At 46.9% G+C, this 16,267-nt stretch carries 13 protein-coding genes; 1 reads left to right on the top strand and 12 read right to left on the bottom strand.

Annotated elements, in window-relative coordinates; genetic code table 11:
• Position 1: 1 nt before the first annotated feature.
• The 9 genes from gspL to pyk form a co-directional block, all read right to left on the bottom strand.
• Entirely contained in the window at positions 2–1,171 is a 1,170-nt protein-coding gene (gene gspL / locus DFR28_RS14580; protein ID WP_113955113.1) for a type II secretion system protein GspL, read from the bottom strand.
• The gene (gene gspK / locus DFR28_RS14575) at positions 1,155–2,315 is read right to left on the bottom strand and encodes a type II secretion system minor pseudopilin GspK (RefSeq protein ID WP_170132117.1); all 1,161 of its coding nucleotides are present in this window, start codon (positions 2,313–2,315) and stop codon (positions 1,155–1,157) included. Before gspK ends, gspL begins: the two co-directional genes overlap by 17 nt.
• Positions 2,316–2,319: 4 nt before the next feature.
• Positions 2,320–3,000 (bottom strand): type II secretion system protein GspJ, encoded by a 681-nt coding sequence (locus DFR28_RS14570; protein ID WP_113955258.1) that lies wholly within the window; start codon positions 2,998–3,000, stop codon positions 2,320–2,322.
• Between the two features lies 1 nt (position 3,001).
• The gene (gene gspI / locus DFR28_RS14565; protein WP_113955111.1) at positions 3,002–3,391 is read right to left on the bottom strand and encodes a type II secretion system minor pseudopilin GspI; all 390 of its coding nucleotides are present in this window, start codon (positions 3,389–3,391) and stop codon (positions 3,002–3,004) included.
• The gene (locus DFR28_RS14560; protein ID WP_170132116.1) at positions 3,392–3,895 is read right to left on the bottom strand and encodes a prepilin-type N-terminal cleavage/methylation domain-containing protein; all 504 of its coding nucleotides are present in this window, start codon (positions 3,893–3,895) and stop codon (positions 3,392–3,394) included.
• Positions 3,896–4,340: 445 nt separating this feature from the next.
• Positions 4,341–6,341 carry an acyltransferase family protein gene (locus DFR28_RS14555; protein WP_113955109.1) on the bottom strand — a complete coding sequence of 667 codons (2,001 nt, stop codon included), beginning with the start codon at positions 6,339–6,341 and terminating at the stop codon, positions 4,341–4,343.
• 238 nt (positions 6,342–6,579) lie between these two features.
• A complete protein-coding gene (guaA, locus tag DFR28_RS14550) occupies positions 6,580–8,124 on the bottom strand; it encodes a glutamine-hydrolyzing GMP synthase (protein WP_113955108.1) in 1,545 nt (514 codons plus the stop codon).
• Between the two features lie 17 nt (positions 8,125–8,141).
• Entirely contained in the window at positions 8,142–9,599 is a 1,458-nt protein-coding gene (gene guaB, locus DFR28_RS14545; protein ID WP_113955107.1) for an IMP dehydrogenase, read from the bottom strand.
• A gap of 215 nt (positions 9,600–9,814) precedes the next feature.
• The gene (pyk, locus tag DFR28_RS14540) at positions 9,815–11,272 is read right to left on the bottom strand and encodes a pyruvate kinase (protein ID WP_113955106.1); all 1,458 of its coding nucleotides are present in this window, start codon (positions 11,270–11,272) and stop codon (positions 9,815–9,817) included.
• Positions 11,273–11,559: 287 nt separating this feature from the next.
• Between pyk and DFR28_RS14535 the strand changes: the two genes are divergently transcribed.
• A complete protein-coding gene (locus DFR28_RS14535; protein WP_113955105.1) occupies positions 11,560–12,144 on the top strand; it encodes a superoxide dismutase in 585 nt (194 codons plus the stop codon).
• Positions 12,145–12,230: 86 nt separating this feature from the next.
• On the opposite strand, the gene DFR28_RS14530 is transcribed toward DFR28_RS14535, so the two are convergent.
• Genes DFR28_RS14530 through DFR28_RS14520 form a run of 3 tightly spaced genes read right to left on the bottom strand, consistent with a single transcriptional unit; the run spans position 12,231 to position 15,857 of the window.
• Positions 12,231–13,721, bottom strand: a complete 1,491-nt coding sequence (locus DFR28_RS14530; RefSeq protein ID WP_113955104.1) for an AAA family ATPase — start codon at positions 13,719–13,721, stop codon at positions 12,231–12,233.
• 1 nt (position 13,722) lies between these two features.
• Positions 13,723–14,634 carry a DUF6384 family protein gene (locus DFR28_RS14525; RefSeq protein WP_113955103.1) on the bottom strand — a complete coding sequence of 304 codons (912 nt, stop codon included), beginning with the start codon at positions 14,632–14,634 and terminating at the stop codon, positions 13,723–13,725.
• A gap of 50 nt (positions 14,635–14,684) precedes the next feature.
• Complete coding sequence (locus DFR28_RS14520; RefSeq protein ID WP_113955102.1) at positions 14,685–15,857, bottom strand: cell surface protein; 1,173 nt, start codon at positions 15,855–15,857, stop codon at positions 14,685–14,687.
• Positions 15,858–16,267 lie beyond the last annotated feature (410 nt).

Raw genomic sequence — 16,267 nt, 5'->3', positions numbered from 1 at the left:
TTTATTTTTGGCGGATACTGTAGCTAGCGATCACTTCGCCATCTTCTGATGCCGAGGACTGAAGTGAGGCCGAAATTGACGGGCGCGAATTGAATTGCCGAGTCAGATTATCGACTTGAGAGAAGCTATTAAGCAGACAAGTGATAATCAATTCGTCGTTGCGATACACGATATTATTTAAAGTGACGCCACTACGCGCGGTTACATTCGCAACCTCGGCCAGCGCCGAATGCAAACCCTTGCTCTGGGTTTCACCTCCAAAGCGTGCGATCGCGCGCTCCATAACTTGTCGCTCAGTACCCAGCGGCACCGGCCCGACTTCAGGAAACGTGCTAGCTAATAGCGCTTGTGATTCACTTTGGATTGCGCGAATTTCACTGTGGAGACCAATATAGCGAAAGGTGTCATAACCCATTTTAGCGACAATACCAATTATCAATAAAGCAACCGGCAGAATAAACGCACGCTTTCCTCGGACTGTCACCTTCGGACGATAGCTCTCGCCCCATAAATCCATATTTACAGTCACGGGATATTCCAGCCAATGCGCCATCTTGTAGCCAAAAGGCCAGTGTCGAAAATCTCGATCAGGATGTTCGCTAATTAATTTGGCGGTTAACGCCTCATCGTTTATCGCCACGGTTGACGTCACCGGAATATCCATCAGCCACACATCCAACAGTTCAGGATCAACACTGACTCCGTAGCCGTCCTTGTGGTGACTCACGATCTGCTCGCCAACTACGGCGAGCGAGCAATCTGCCGCGTCATGGAATGGCAATAAGGCATGCTCAGGAATAAGTTGCTTGATCGGCAAACGGTTGCTCGTCGCTAGTTCTGACCACTCGACCATTTTGTACTTTGCAACGGTGTACACATTGCAGGTTTCACCAGCCTTCCAGATAGGGTAAACAAAATGAACGTTTTCGACATCTTCGGAGATAGACTCCTCCAAGGCATAAGGCAACGCGGTAACGAACTGTTTTTTGGTCTTGGCCGGCAATGAGACCCTATGCATCGTGACCCATTCACTCGCAATCACGCCGACAATATCATCGTCATCAGTAATTGGGTAATCGGCTAAGCTAGGAACCTCACCAAAGGCGTCGACTTGTGAGCCAGACATACGCACCCATTCAAAGGGGGCTTCGAGTTTAAGATAGATCTTCATCGCTCTCGTCGTTAGTTGGGCTTTGTTCTTCGCAAAGCGTATTATGTTGGCGACTTAGCACCGAAACTTTAGGCGTTTTACTGGATTCTTCAGTGGCATTTTCACGCAACACAACAGACTGCATGCAATAGACGGAATCGCCTAGCGTTACCTTGGCATTAATCTGAAAAAATTGGCTATTAACCTTTAGTAGATTAATATCCACCGACGGTGCGCGCATCACAGAGGCTCCAATAATAGCATTTTGTGCGAGCTGAATATCAGCCGGACTAAAGCCTTGAAAACCTGGTTGCTCGCGCATAGCGAGAAAGCCCGTAACCTCACCTAAATCGGTAACGACGCCACTGCTTAAACTAGCAAGCACCTCAGGCGACGTAGTGTTGATATTAATACCAACATTAGCAGCTGGCAACACACTCACATAGGGACTTAACTGTTTAATAATATCCTCAGTAAAACCGTCGACAAATCGTAATTCACCAAGCGAAGTCAGCTTCTGGTCCGCTGCGTAGTAAGGCGTGTTCTGACTGGCATAATGCCCACTTTCAACACCATTCGGCGAAATCGCATCATTCTCATCCATCCAGTCGATTAATGCACCAGCGAGTCGTTCACGCTCATCGAATTCACCAACCTCAAGTATTTCGAGCAAGTTAATAAAGACGCGCTTTTGTTGGGTTACTTGTGCTTTATCCTCAACACCAAGATTATTCAGATTATACCGCGCTTGAAGGTCATCGATACTGTATTCCAAGCCATCAATACCAAAGTCAATTGTGACCTTTTTCTCTTCTTTCTCTTCACGACTCGACCGCGTATCTAATGAAAACGCTTCGCTTTCTCCTTCAACCAGTTCGGGCTCGGGGCGACCAAACTTAGCCCATTGTTCACCGAGGTGATCAATTGTGCGATTCTGATCGTCTTGCAGTACGCGCTCGGCCCATGCAGTCAATCCCTCAGTGTACTGATACCCCTGCTCAGCGACTTTCTGATTGCCGAGACGGCGCATTAGAATGTGTTGATCTTCAATCATTAACGCCAGTAACGTGAGCATCAGCACCACCGCCGCGACCACTATCACTAACACAACACCAGATTGCGAGTTGATCGAAGCCGGGTAACGCTTTACCAACGAGCTACCCACTAGTCTATTTGCCCTCATCAGCATCCTGGCGCGCTTGTTCCGTACTATTGGCTGCGGCGGCTGTGGCAGCTAATTTGTCACCGCCTAACATAGTGAACAAGCGTTCGTATTCGAGCTTATTCTCCAACGTAATGGTGACTCGAATCATATCTGGCAATCGTGATTTTTCGTCCCAGCGCTTACTACTACTGCTCCTTCCATCTTCCACCTTACTCAGCTCAATCTCAACTTTACGCACGTTCTCTAAAAGCTTCTGCTTAAACACACGCGTATCTCCATCGGGATCCATTACCGGAGACTGCAACCTCAGCAACGTTTTATCGTCCAAAACCCAACGAACTCGGCGCGGCACATTTTGACCTCCCAGATTCAAATCGGGATACATCGCGGTTAAATCGATCAAACTGTCATCGTCTACCACCATCGTGGCATCAGCCGTATCACCGTATTCATCTTTACCCAGTCGATTCGATGCAAAGCGTAAATCTTGAGCTAAGAACAGAAAAGTCTTCTGCAGACTTTCCACTTGATGATGTTTTGCCATCACTCGATCACGGACGTCAATAAACTGAATCATGGCCGGAAACACAATGGCTCCGATCACCGCAAATATACCAACCGCGACCATGACTTCGATCAGCGTAAAGCCACCACCTACCGCGCCCTTGTTGGTAATTATCCGCATATCATGACCGGTCAGTCACAGCCGTGGTACTGGTCGCATAGAGCCCACGCTCGACGTCATTGTCATCACGCACCTCAACCACTAATAAAAATACTCGCTCCACATCCGTTTTCTCAATCTTAGCCTTGGTCCGCCAACGCATTCCACCTTGCTTGACACGGTCTGTATCGCTGCCAATTTTTAGCTTTTCCGTTTTTGCATCATGCCGTATTTCAGCGACTTTATTGCTTGCAACCCAACCCGCGATGACTCTTTTTTCGAGCTCACTCAAATTCTTAACGTGTTGAGTGGTCACTTCGATCACGGTGACAATTCCAAATGCGACGAACACCAACGCGATTAATACTTCGAGTAAGGTGAAGCCAGCCTGCTGTCGATTTCGATTTATCATTTAATAACCCACTGTTGCCTTTTCTTCCACTTTCAACATACCCTCATCATCGATCTGAACCACATAATCGTGATTGTCACCGCGGATTCGGAGCTCAAACGGCGTGATTTCGCCCAAGGATGAAACATACACTTTCGGTGCCAGCTCTGGCTCGTCTGCCAACGACTCTAGAACATCCCACTCTAGCTTGACGTCATCACGCATAGTTCTGAGTTTAAACAGGCTGTCGGCTACCGAGCCTTGGTTAGCTCCACGGAGTGATTCAAATGAATACGTCTTGGCTTTGGCATCCACTAAAAGTGCGTAATTATCTCCTGAAATAACCGCTTCATCACGCACTTCATTGACCACCGCCATGAAACGATTTGCCTCTAAGCGTGCACCACGATCATTATTGCCACCGATTCTGCCAACGACAGCAACAGAGATAACCGCAATCACAATCACCACCACCATGATTTCAATCAAGGTGAAGCCCTGTTGGCGCTGTTTTGAGTTTGGCAACTGGAGACTCATGCTATGTAAGACGAACACCGAATAGATAATTAAATAATCAAGCGAGGAATCTTAGCACCGTGATGGCTTAGCAAACACAGTTTTAACCCTTGTTAATTAAAGTATTCGCTTTTACACAAAAAAACACTCTATTGACACGCACTTAGCTCAACAACAACGGCACAACCCAAGTGGCTACGAGAGCGGAGCTCTTCTGGAACTCGAGGTTCGAATATCAATTCGCACTTCCGTCGATTACTTGGCGTCAGGAAATTAGCAGCCTCAGATTTAAAATCTATTCGGCTCTGTCTGGGGCTGGCGCGCTCTAGAAGCTTATTATTTATCACAAGTGCTTAGTACCAAAATGCACAGATAAGCGACACAACATAAAGATAAAACTTACCTTAACATCAGTAAATAGACATCCACCCTATCTAATGGTGTCACGCTGTTGTTATTTATCTTGAACCTTAAGCATTAAATCCTTGAATCCAAGATCATACAACCTGAGCCCGAAGAACTTCGCACCTTCCAACGTATAGTGTCCATAGTCGTAAAGCGTTTTATAGCCATCGCTGGTAAAAGCATGACAAACTTCATCTTCCATATCACAGACTATCGGCAGCTTATCGTAATAAATGACACCCTCTTGTTTAGCAAGAGCTGCCACTTTACTATTGATGTCCGCCTTTATTTTCAAATTGTCATACATCAGCTTATTGGCGCCAGGCAATACTTCGTCAAAAAAAGCTTTGGCGCCTGAGTCCAGATTGTCTTTGTGCTGAGAGTAAACATAGTCAGCAACGATCATCTTTTCGAGTGGTTTAAACTCAGCACTAGTTCCCATCACAATAAATGATTTGCCATCCTTTATTCCTTGTCGAACTAGGTATTCCAGCCCAAGCAAATCGCTAGTCTTCGGCTCGATTTTGCTGTTCCGGTCACACCGGTTAGCAAGCATATATCTAGTACTAATGATTATTAAAGTCGATTCAGCATACCAGTTTGAACCATAGATTACGTCTCGCGTCCTCTTTGAGTGCTCTATGGTTTCATTGAAACAGACCAATTCAGCTATTGGGGCACCAATAAAATCAAAATCATCGTAATGTTCAATGTTTTGATAGAGTGCATTAAATAGATCCTTTGCATGGGAATTTCCAATAATTAAAACCTTGTGTTTAGCTGGTTCAAAATATCTTTTTTCGCGCCGCCTCCTTTGCCATACTGACCATGCCTGCTCTTTTAACTTCACATTATCAATTTGATAATTTTTAAAACCACCTTCAATGAGAATCCGCTTCTCTAAGCCGCTAGAAAGTATTACCAATGCGCTAAACCCAATTAAACCGATAACTACTCCAGAAACCACCCAGACGAACTGTTTAGTGGGAACTGAGCGCTTACTTCGAAAGGGAGTTTCAATCCAACGGTAGGTAAAAACCGACAAAACAAAGGATGCCGCAATCGCGGCATATATCGATGCTTGGGACTCGCCAGCTGTTCCAATCCGAGTAAAAGCAAAGATCGGAAAATGCCATAAATACACTGAATAGCTTATAAGCCCAACCGAAACAAAGGGCTTACAGCCTAAAATTTTTCCCACTAGGTCCTTGGTTGACGAATACTCAATAATCAAGGCCACGCCAAGCACAGGAACTATGGTATGAAAGCTAGGATGAGGTGTCTCACCGTCGAAAAATAACACCGAATAAGCGATCAACCAAAGCCCCATAACTGGAGCCGTTCGACTAACAAACTCATTTCGCTCATCAGAGTAAAAGAGCTGCTTCAATGCAATGATTGAACCAACAGCCAATTCCCAAAACCTACTAAACGGTAGATAAAAATTTAATTCTGCATCACGAACTTCCATTGACTCGGAAAATTGCAAGCTCAAGAGCAACAAAGCAAACAAGATTGGCAGAAAATAAGCTTTGCAAAACCTATGACACAGAATAGCAATGATAGGAAAAACAATATAAAACTGCTCTTCGACCGACAAGCTCCATGTATGTAAAAACGGCTTTAGCAACGAGCTTTCCGCCCCATACTCTGTTGTTGCTGACCAAAAATAGAAATTCGAAAAAAAAGCCAACGAAGACAGTATACTTTCGGAAAACTCCACAAACGCCGAAGGCAAAAGATATACCCAACCAAACGGCAAACTAACCACCATAACGACTAACAGTATTGGCAGTATTCTCCGCGCTCTTCTTTCATAAAAATTCAAAAAGCTGAATGAACCTTGCCGCTCAAGCTCAGAAAGGATGATTCGAGTAATCAAATAACCGCTGATCACGAAAAAGATATCAACACCAACAAACCCGCCTTCGAACCAGTCTTTGCCGAAAAGCACCAATTCAGCATGGTAGAGAATTACGCAAACAACAGCGATCGCCCTCAATCCGTCAATTTCCGGACGATATGAGAGATTAGAAGGGTTTTGGTTCATTTTAAAAGCCAGATATCTATGTTAGTCAAAGTACTTAGGGATCTAAAGAGCAGCCATTTAATAAATTTTCTCGGCCGTGTATTCTTCCTGGGGTAGTAAGATGTGACTGAGTCGATCGTGCAACAATCAATAGCGCGCACTTAGAGAGCCCCTTTTAGCCCCCTTAACATACTTTTATTGGTAGGCCCAGCCATCTAAAATGCATCAAACACTTCAAACAACCAGCAACATTAAGCGCCTATTCCCACTCAATTGTCGCTGGTGGTTTTCCTGAAATATCGTAAGTTACTCGGCTAATTCCGCGCACTTCATTAATTATTCGATTCGAAATTCGCGCCAGAATATCGTATGGAATATGCGCCCAAGTTGCGGTCATAAAATCGATCGTTTCAACCGCTCGCAGAGCAACAACGTAATCGTAAGAGCGGTTATCACCAACTACACCAACCGACTTCACCGGCAAGAACACGGCGAAAGCTTGGCTAGTTTTCTCATACCAACCACTGGCATAGAGCTCATCCATAAAAATAGCATCGGCTTCTCGCAGTACATCCGCGTACTGTTTTTTAACTTCACCTAGAATACGGACACCTAAACCCGGCCCCGGAAACGGATGACGATGAATCATCTTAGCTGGCAAACCCAACTCCAATCCAATACGGCGAACTTCGTCTTTAAATAGTTCACGCAACGGCTCAAGCAACTTTAGCTCCATACCTTCAGGCAAGCCGCCAACATTGTGATGCGACTTGATAACCTGAGCTTTACCGGTTTTAGAAGCGGCCGACTCAATGACGTCAGGATAAATGGTTCCCTGTGCCAACCATTTTGCATCATCGATCTTCTTCGACTCTTCTTCAAATATCTCGACAAATACCCGGCCGATGATTTTCCGCTTTGCTTCAGGATCGCTTTCACCAGCCAATTCATCAAGGAATCGCTGCTCGGCATCCACACGAATGACTTTAACACCCATGTTTTCAGCGAAGGTTTCCATCACCTGATCGCCTTCGTTTTTACGCAGCAAACCATTGTCGACAAAAATACAGGTTAGCTGTTCACCAATCGCTTCATGCAACAGCGCCGCAACAACCGATGAGTCGACACCACCTGACAAGCCGAGAATAACGTGATCCGTGCCCACTTGTGCTCGAGCGGACTCGATACAATCTTGAATAATATTGCTCGCCGACCAATTCTTGCCACAACCACAAATTTTATGCGCAAAACGACTTAATATTTGCTCGCCAAACTCACTATGCGTAACCTCAGGGTGAAATTGAACACCATAGAAATTACGACTTTCATCAGCAATCGCGCACAACGGAGCATTAGCGGACTCAGCAATAACCGCAAAACCTGGTGGCAACGCAGTAACTTTATCACCATGACTCATCCACACATTCTGACTGGTTTCAACAATCAATGGGTTGCTGCCACAGACATTAACCTCGGCATGCCCGTATTCACGCTTATCGGATGACGAAACGTCACCACCAAGCATTGCAGCAATACACTGCAAGCCGTAGCAAATGCCTAGAATCGGAATACCCATGTCAAATATTTCGGCCGCAGGTCGAGGCGTGTGCTGCTCAGTTACCGTCGACGGACCACCGGACAATATAATGCCTTTAGGCTTGAACGAGCGAATCGTTTCAATGTCATTATCGTAAGCCCAGATCTCACAATAGACGCCAAGTTCTCGAACTCGGCGGCCGATCAACTGAGTGTACTGCGACCCAAAATCTAGGATCAGAATTTTATCACTGTGAATATCGGTCATAGCTCAGTAGCAGCAAGTTAGCTGCGATAGTTAGGTGCTTCTTTAGTAATGGTGACATCGTGCACATGCGACTCAGCAACGCCGGCGTTGGTGATTTGCATAAATTGACAGTTGGTTCGCATCTCCGCCAATGTGCTATTGCCGGTGTAGCCCATACTCGAACGTAAGCCACCCATTAATTGATGAATGATGTGTGTTGCTGGCCCTTTATAAGGAACTCGTCCTTCGATGCCTTCGGGAACCAGTTTTTGCACCTCAGACTCGTCGGCTTGAAAATAACGGTCCTTGGAACCTTGCTCCATGGCGCCTAAAGACCCCATGCCGCGATAAGATTTATACGAACGCCCTTGAAATAACTCAATTTCGCCTGGCGCTTCATCCGTTCCGGCCAACAGTCCACCGACCATCACACAGCTTGCGCCAGCCGCTATGGCTTTAGCGATATCGCCCGAGAATCGTAATCCGCCATCAGCAATCAACGGTACACCGCTACCCTTAAGCGCTTGCGCAACGTCATACACCGCGGTAATTTGCGGCACACCGACTCCGGCAACCATACGTGTGGTACAAATTGAGCCAGGACCAATACCAACCTTTACCGCATCAGCACCGGCTGCAACCAAATCTAGAGCAGCTTGACCAGTGGCAATATTGCCGCCAACAACCTGAATCTCAGGGTAGGCTTGCTTGATGCGTCGCACGGTTTCCAGCACACCTTGTGAATGGCCGTGCGCGGTATCAACCACTATCACGTCTACCCCGGCAGCTGCCAACAATTCAACGCGCGTGTCTGTGTCAGCACCGGTTCCCACCGCTGCGCCGACGCGCAAATTACCATTTTTATCTTTCGAAGCATTCGGGTGATCGGTCGATTTCTGAATATCTTTAACAGTAACCAAACCCTTTAAGTGAAAGCCTTCGTCGACGACTAACACTTTTTCAATGCGGTGCAGATGCAATAACCCTTGAATTTCAGACTTACTCGCGCCCTCTCTTACGGTAACCAACTTATCTCGCGGGGTCATCGCTGATGACACTGGCTCATCAAAGCGCGTCTCAAAACGAAGATCGCGACTGGTCACAATACCCACAAGATTGTCACCATCGACCACGGGCACACCGGAAATTCGATGCTTACGCGTCAACGCGAGCACGTCGCCAATGCTGGTGCTAGGTGAAACTTTAATGGGGTCATTAATGACGCCGCTTTCGAACTTCTTGACCTTGGCGACGTTGCGAGCCTGCAGCTCTGGAGTCATGTTTTTGTGCACGATACTCAGCCCGCCCTCTTGAGCGAGACAAATAGCCATGCGCGCTTCGGTCACTGTATCCATGGCCGCAGACAGCAGCGGAATACCGAGGCGAATTTGTTTGGTAAGTTGTGTTGAGAGATCGACGTCACGGGGCAAAACGTTAGATTTTGCGGGCGTTAATAGGACGTCATCAAAGGTGAGTGCTTGTTTGATATTTTCCATCGCGGGATTATACGCAACTCCAATATTTATTCAATATCGCGAACGCGAGGAAGCACTAATTTTTTTAATTCTAATGAAGTTTAGTGACTAGACCTCGACTAGTGCCCAGCAAATAGGATTGAAGCGGCAAGCTTTGCGCTCCACACTTCAATCCTAAAGCGGTTAATTCTAAGCAGATGAGCCAGCGTTTAGCCGAGCCAACCCAATCACTCAAATTACGTTACTTGCAACAATTTTAGCGTGTTTGTATGACCATCGACCCCGACCACATCACCATAGGTGATCGCTACATAATCGCCTTTTTCAAGATCTACAGCCTTGCGCACGTACTGAATAACGTCTTCCAGTCGCGTGTTGCTTTCTGACTCTCGCGGTAAATGCGCAGGACGCACGCCTTTATACAAAGCCACACGATTCAAAGTGTCTTGTCGCGGCGACATGGCCACCAACGGCAAATGCGTTTTAATTCGAGACATCCACAACGCAGTACTACCCGACTCAGTCAAACATACAATCGCCTTAACTGCCTTAAAGTGATTGGCTAGATACATAGAAGCCATAGCGATCGACTCATCAACATACTGGAATTCTATTTCTACACGATGCTTCGAGACTTGAGTCAACGTGTGCTTTTCCGTAGCAGTAATAACGTCATACATGGTTTTAATGACTTCAATCGGATAATCACCGACAGCGGTCTCAGCCGACAGCATCACCGCGTCCGCATAATCAAACACCGCATTCGCCACATCCGATACTTCTGCCCGAGTTGGCACTGGGCTGTCGATCATACTTTCCATCATCTGCGTCGCAACAATCACCGGCTTATTCAGCGTACGAGAGCGTGCAATAATCTGTTTTTGATACGAGGTTACCGCCTCAAAACCGACTTCAACGGCCAAGTCACCACGGGCAACCATCACACCATCACAGCTGTTGATCATGTCATCAATAATGGCTTCAGACGCAACCACCTCAGCGCGCTCTAGCTTCGCAATAAGTTTAGATGGACAATCTAGTTCGTCTAACTTAGTCCGAGCATCCAACATATCCTGCGCACTGGCCGGAAATGAAACACAGATGTACTCTAAATTCTGCTTGGCAGCGAATGCCATGTCACGCATATCTTTCGGTGTTAGAGCATCTTCGGCGAGCCCCCCTCCTTTCAAATTCAATCCCTTACGCGACGACAACTTAGTGCCAGCAATAACCTTAGTATGTATCGCCTGCCCCGCTACTGACTGCACTTCGAGCTGCACACGACCGTCATCGAGCATTAACACGCGACCGGGCCCACAACTCTCAGCGAGGGTCGCACATACATAGCTCACACCGTCGGGGCTTCCCGCCTCATCATCTATGCTTGAATCAAGCAATAGCTCTTGACCTTGAGTTAGCTTAAATGAGCCTCCTTGAATCGCACCAATACGGATCTTCGGACCTTGTAGGTCGCCTAAAATCGCTACATTCTGGTTCAGTTTTTCCGCTACTTTGCGAATATTTGCGATCGACTCGCCATGCGATTCGTGTGAACCGTGTGAAAAGTTAATACGAAACACGCTACAGCCATTCTTAATCAGCTCCTCAAGAACATCAGCACTACTTGATGATGGACCAATGGTGGCGATGATTTTAGTTCGATTAAGATTTTTTATTTTGTAATTTTCTTTCATTTATTAATGGGCAATCAGCCAGTAAATCCTAGTTAGTGGGCGCATCATGCGCCTATAAGGTCAATATTAACGCATCCGGCACAATAAGTATTGTAACAAGTTTACACAAATTGATTTCAAAACCATGACAAGCCGCTATTTATTGACAACTTTAGCTCAACTGGCATTCAATTTGCGACCTTGACCTCTTTCTGATTTCGGTGTGTTAGAATCGCGCCGAAACGTTAATATATTGTAGATTAACAACATCAACCAACACCTTTAGACATCTGTTTCAGGAGTAATTAATGTCATTTGAATTACCTGCCCTTCCTTACGACCGTGATGCTCTTGCACCACGCATTTCAGCCGAGACAATCGACTATCATTACGGCAAACACCACCAAGCCTATGTCAACAACTTGAACGGCATGATCGAAGGTACCGACCATGCGGGCAAGTCACTAGAAGACATCATCCGAAGCAGTGATGGCGGCTTGTTTAATAACGCGGCCCAAGTATGGAACCATACTTTTTATTGGCACAGCCTAAGCCCAAATGGCGGCGGTGAACCGAGTGGTGATCTGGCGGCTGCCATTACCTCTACCTTTGGCTCATTCGCTGAGTTCAAAGACAAATTCACAGCTAGCGCTGGCGGCAACTTCGGTTCAGGCTGGACTTGGTTAGTAAAAAATGCGTCTGGTGAGCTTGAGATTGTTAACACCAGCAATGCCGACACACCAATCACCGACCCGAGCGTGACCCCGCTATTAACGGTTGATGTTTGGGAGCACGCTTACTATGTGGACTACCGCAATGCACGACCAGAATACTTGAAAAACTTCTGGGAACTAGCAAACTGGGAGTTTGCAGCGCAAAATTACGCAGCATAGTCTCTAATAAGCTATTCAGTAAAAAAGCCGACGTCATGTCGGCTTTTTTTTAAAATAATTTGCACATTACTGCCTGCATATCGAAACTAAAAGCCACCACCGGTGGTAAACCCACCGTCACCGCTACCACCGCTACTAGGAAATTTAAACCCACCACCACCACGGCGCGGGGAAGGTAAATGCCAAGTCGACCCACGACGACGACCGCGCGACCCAGCTTGACGCAAAATCTCGTCGGCTAACATATCGCCGATCTGCCCAAAGCCACCACTACCAAAATCTGGGCTCGATGCGACGTCCCGATAACGCTGATGGCGTTTAATAACACGCCAAACATCAGCCCCAGAGACCAAACCATCAATAAATTGCCGCAATGCAGTGGTCACCAACTTCTCATTGCCGAAACCTGATCGAACATCGTCAAATCGGGAACTTTTAAAGTCGCGTCGTACTTTTTCAAGCTCACCTAGCTTACTTAGCTTTCGATCATGTAGCAGCCTCGCGTCCGCGAGGTCACCACTCATATCACTCAAACTGCGATCCACACGCTTGATTTCATCCAACAGTTTATCATCAGCCGATGAGACTGTTTCACGCACATAGCGATTGATCAACAATAAGTCCTCATGCGCTAGCGCCTGTCCGAGGCGAGTCAAACATTGCTGACTGTATTGATCTTGACCTACATCAAAACTCGTCCGCAGCTGCAACAACTCATTGAGCGCGCGTTCGAGCGATTCTATTTTATCGTCATGCGCATCCATAGCTTCTCGCGCCTGCAACAGATCCGCTTCAATTTGCGGCGCATTAGCCGCTGACAACGCAGCGACTTCCAGCTCCTGCAACGCGTCGTATTCACTCTGCGCGGCTGCGCGCACCAAATCTGCGTGTTGACCTAACCGCTTGGGAATTTCAGTTAAGTTCCAATAATCGATACGTGCGGGCTCATAAGAAATAACTCGCGCTACCCAAGCATCCATAAATCGAGCCAGTAGCCCAGCTGAATACTCTGTCGTACCAAAACTTCGCTGCCACAGATACATAAATAGCGGATCAGCTTGATAAGGCTTGGCTTTCTCGGCCATATCCGCTTTCGCCTGCGTCACCTTTTGCTCAGCTTCATGCGCAACTGAATCAGCGTGCTGAGCCCGCTTGAGCTGGTCTTGATACTCCTCACTCTTATTCAATGCAGCTTGCACCTGGGCTTCAACATCGACTAAGGATTGCGATATCCGGTTAACCTCATCCAACTGCACGCCACGCGCAAGCTCGGCTTGTTCAATCTGTTGATTAGTCAGATCAATAGAACGATTCAATTCTTCAAGCGCCACTTCACGGGCTCGCATAATCTCTTTTGCTTGTTGATCTGCGGCGGTCAAATTATGCTGCAGCTCGCCCTGCTCTAGGGCAACGAGTCGAATCGCGGCAATGTCACCAAGCAACTGTGCTCGACGACGCTGCTGAGAGGCCTGCCGATTAGTCAATTGTTGTAATTCGCTGTCCAGCCTAACCACATCGTTACGTATGGTTTGCAAGCTTTGGTCAATAGTACTGAGTGCCGATGGTCCGCTCAACATGTTACCACTCCGTTATGGTTGCGCCACTAGTCGCAACCACGTACTCCATCTGCAAGACACCTACCGGCTTGTGCCCAACAATATTGTTTTGAATGATGCCATCATCTTTCTTGTCCGCCGCGACTCGATTAAAGGTTTTCTCGTCAACCCTTAGTCCCCAACTAGTCACTTTGGTTGCCTTATTGTTCTCTTCATTCATGATGGCAAGCTCGACCGGTTGATTTTTCGCATCAACAGCTTCAACAATTAGGTAGTAATTTCGACCGTTGGGATTACCTGGCGGGCGCCGCCAGACACCGGACTGTTTATTGGGCCGCGCCACTATCCGTACCGTGAAGCTCTGGTTTAGCTGTCGATTTAGAGCGGTTAGGTTACCAAGCACTGATTCGGCCACCTCAAGATTACCAGCCGCCAAAGCAGCCTGCGCATTTGCTGCGATACGCTCTGCTTCAACCACAATTTCGGGCTTTTTAGCGACCGCTTTAATCTGTGATAGCGAGGTCCGCACTTGCGTCGGCAGACTGCTCAGCAATTGTCTTTGCGGCAAAACATCCACAGTAAAATAAACCGCATACAACGCACTTGCTAACACACTAAGAAAACCCACTGGTTTTGCCCAACGCGCTCGACTTACCCAAATCTTAGCGATTCGAGTACGCCAACTCGAGGCGACAGCTTTATATTGAAAGCGCTCTTCCTCAAGTGCCGCAATACCTTGCTCCAAAACATGATCGGGCACTTCGATACCCTGCGCTGCATACATATTGCGGAGCCGAGTTAACAAGCGCTCCCGACGACCTTCGCCGTCTAACTCACGGGCGACCAGCTTTTCTTGGTGACGCAGTGTATCCACCACATCCATGGCAACCATGATGTCTTCAAGCGCAGCGGATTGTGGAGCAGATTCTGGCATAAAACTAGCTTATGAAATGTCGGTTTCTAACGAACTTAGTCGTGCTAGGACTAAAACTTATTCGATAAGGGCAACGAGCCACCACGCTGAATAATTCGCGCCATACGCTGCTTTCCATCTTCGACTGAGTCTCTGATTTCCGCCGCATTTTTGGTAGATAAAACACGCATTTCATCAATAATTTCACGTGACCGCTCTTGGAAACTCACCACTGAATCGACCAACTTCTTAACTGCATCAGCTCTAATGGTTGGGCCATATCCGGCCCGTACAGCCGCTTCTTGCACTTTGCCGCCAATATCAGCGAGGTCTTCAAGACTCTTCGACACGCCCTCTTTCATCGCTTCTAGCGTTTGAGTACTTTCGTGCAAACCAAACATCCCAGTAAACGACGCCGTTAACGCGGTAAGCACTGATTCGTTGGTGCCAAAGAACGTAATCGCTTGCTTATACACACGCTCCTTGGCACTATTGGTTTGCATTAATCGTGCCATGATAACTTCTGAGGTGTTATAGCTAACCGTGAGGTTATCCGAAATGTCTTTAGCAACTTGGTAACGGTCTTCGGTAAATTGGAAATCTCGCATGCGCTCATCGCGCGCTAACTCGAGCTTGGCACGCTCGGTCATATCCTCACCAGCATAGTTTTCCACCGTACTATTGGCTTGCTCTAATGCACCTTTGGCTGAGTTCCAAAGGGCTTCGGCCTGCTTAAGCACATCCAGTGCATAAATCTCAGACTGCTTGATCGCTCCGCGGAAATCTTGATACGCCTCAAGAATCACACGCTCTCGCTCAATTTGATCACGCGAGTCCTCGGCCACTTCTAAATAAACCTCTTTTATCTCATCGAACCGTGATGCGATATCACCACGACTGACCTTCATCCATACGTTATTGATGCGCTCAAAGGTGTCAACCTTGCCATCTTCCAACTGGTCCACCATGCGCTTTGCATCGCTGCGAATCGAATTAAACGATTCGGTAATTTGCTCATATCGCTCGCCCACTCGCATTTCGGAAACCTGTTCACGAACAATGTCATTGAACACTGAGGCCTGGGTTAAGGTGCGTGCGATAGCGACTACTTTACTCTCGTCAATATCGGTGAGTTTTTGGAGCAGTGATACAACTGGCGCCTCATCAACCTTTTCCGGCATTAACCCGAGGTCTCTGACTTGAGAAAGCGCTTTGTCGAGGTAGTGAAATGTTGAATCGGCCATGGTGTTTCTCCTTGTGAAGCGTGAGCGAGGTCTGAATAGTCAGAACCAACTTGATTGGTATTTTCTAGATGCTATTTAGTATAAGCCATATTTACGCTAATAATGTCGAGGGATTTTTACAAAGTAACCGTCCTTAGTCAGACGTCTAACAACTCGCCGGCTTTCCTCTAGTTGCAGTTAAATCGACTTATTATCTGCACCAACAATCTATCTAATACGAGAGCAGGTTTCAATGATCAATCTGGCTAAATAGGTCTTGAGCTGGTGAAATATCACGTAGCTTAGGCGCGCCTAATCTAGACTAAATATGTATGATTCGCGGCGCATACGGTATAGTCAGAAAACCGTTGCTCAGCGCATTTTACTTATCCACAAAAATTGTGGATAACTTTGTGAACAAAGTACGTAAA

It is taken from the genome of Arenicella xantha (assembly GCF_003315245.1).
Classification (GTDB): Bacteria; Pseudomonadota; Gammaproteobacteria; order Arenicellales; family Arenicellaceae; genus Arenicella; species Arenicella xantha.
Note: the sequence above shows the minus strand (reverse complement) of the source record. Positions and strands in the feature narration are given on the sequence as shown.

Coding starts and splice junctions, on each gene's coding strand:
- gspL (WP_113955113.1), bottom strand. CDS start 1,171: ATGAAGATCTATCTTAAACTCGAAGCCCCCTTTGAATGGGTGCGTATG.
- DFR28_RS14570 (WP_113955258.1), bottom strand. CDS start 3,000: ATGCGGATAATTACCAACAAGGGCGCGGTAGGTGGTGGCTTTACGCTG.
- gspI (WP_113955111.1), bottom strand. CDS start 3,391: ATGATAAATCGAAATCGACAGCAGGCTGGCTTCACCTTACTCGAAGTA.
- DFR28_RS14555 (WP_113955109.1), bottom strand. CDS start 6,341: ATGAACCAAAACCCTTCTAATCTCTCATATCGTCCGGAAATTGACGGA.
- guaA (WP_113955108.1), bottom strand. CDS start 8,124: ATGACCGATATTCACAGTGATAAAATTCTGATCCTAGATTTTGGGTCG.
- guaB (WP_113955107.1), bottom strand. CDS start 9,599: ATGGAAAATATCAAACAAGCACTCACCTTTGATGACGTCCTATTAACG.
- pyk (WP_113955106.1), bottom strand. CDS start 11,272: ATGAAAGAAAATTACAAAATAAAAAATCTTAATCGAACTAAAATCATC.
- DFR28_RS14535 (WP_113955105.1), top strand. CDS start 11,560: ATGTCATTTGAATTACCTGCCCTTCCTTACGACCGTGATGCTCTTGCA.
- DFR28_RS14530 (WP_113955104.1), bottom strand. CDS start 13,721: ATGTTGAGCGGACCATCGGCACTCAGTACTATTGACCAAAGCTTGCAA.
- DFR28_RS14525 (WP_113955103.1), bottom strand. CDS start 14,634: ATGCCAGAATCTGCTCCACAATCCGCTGCGCTTGAAGACATCATGGTT.
- DFR28_RS14520 (WP_113955102.1), bottom strand. CDS start 15,857: ATGGCCGATTCAACATTTCACTACCTCGACAAAGCGCTTTCTCAAGTC.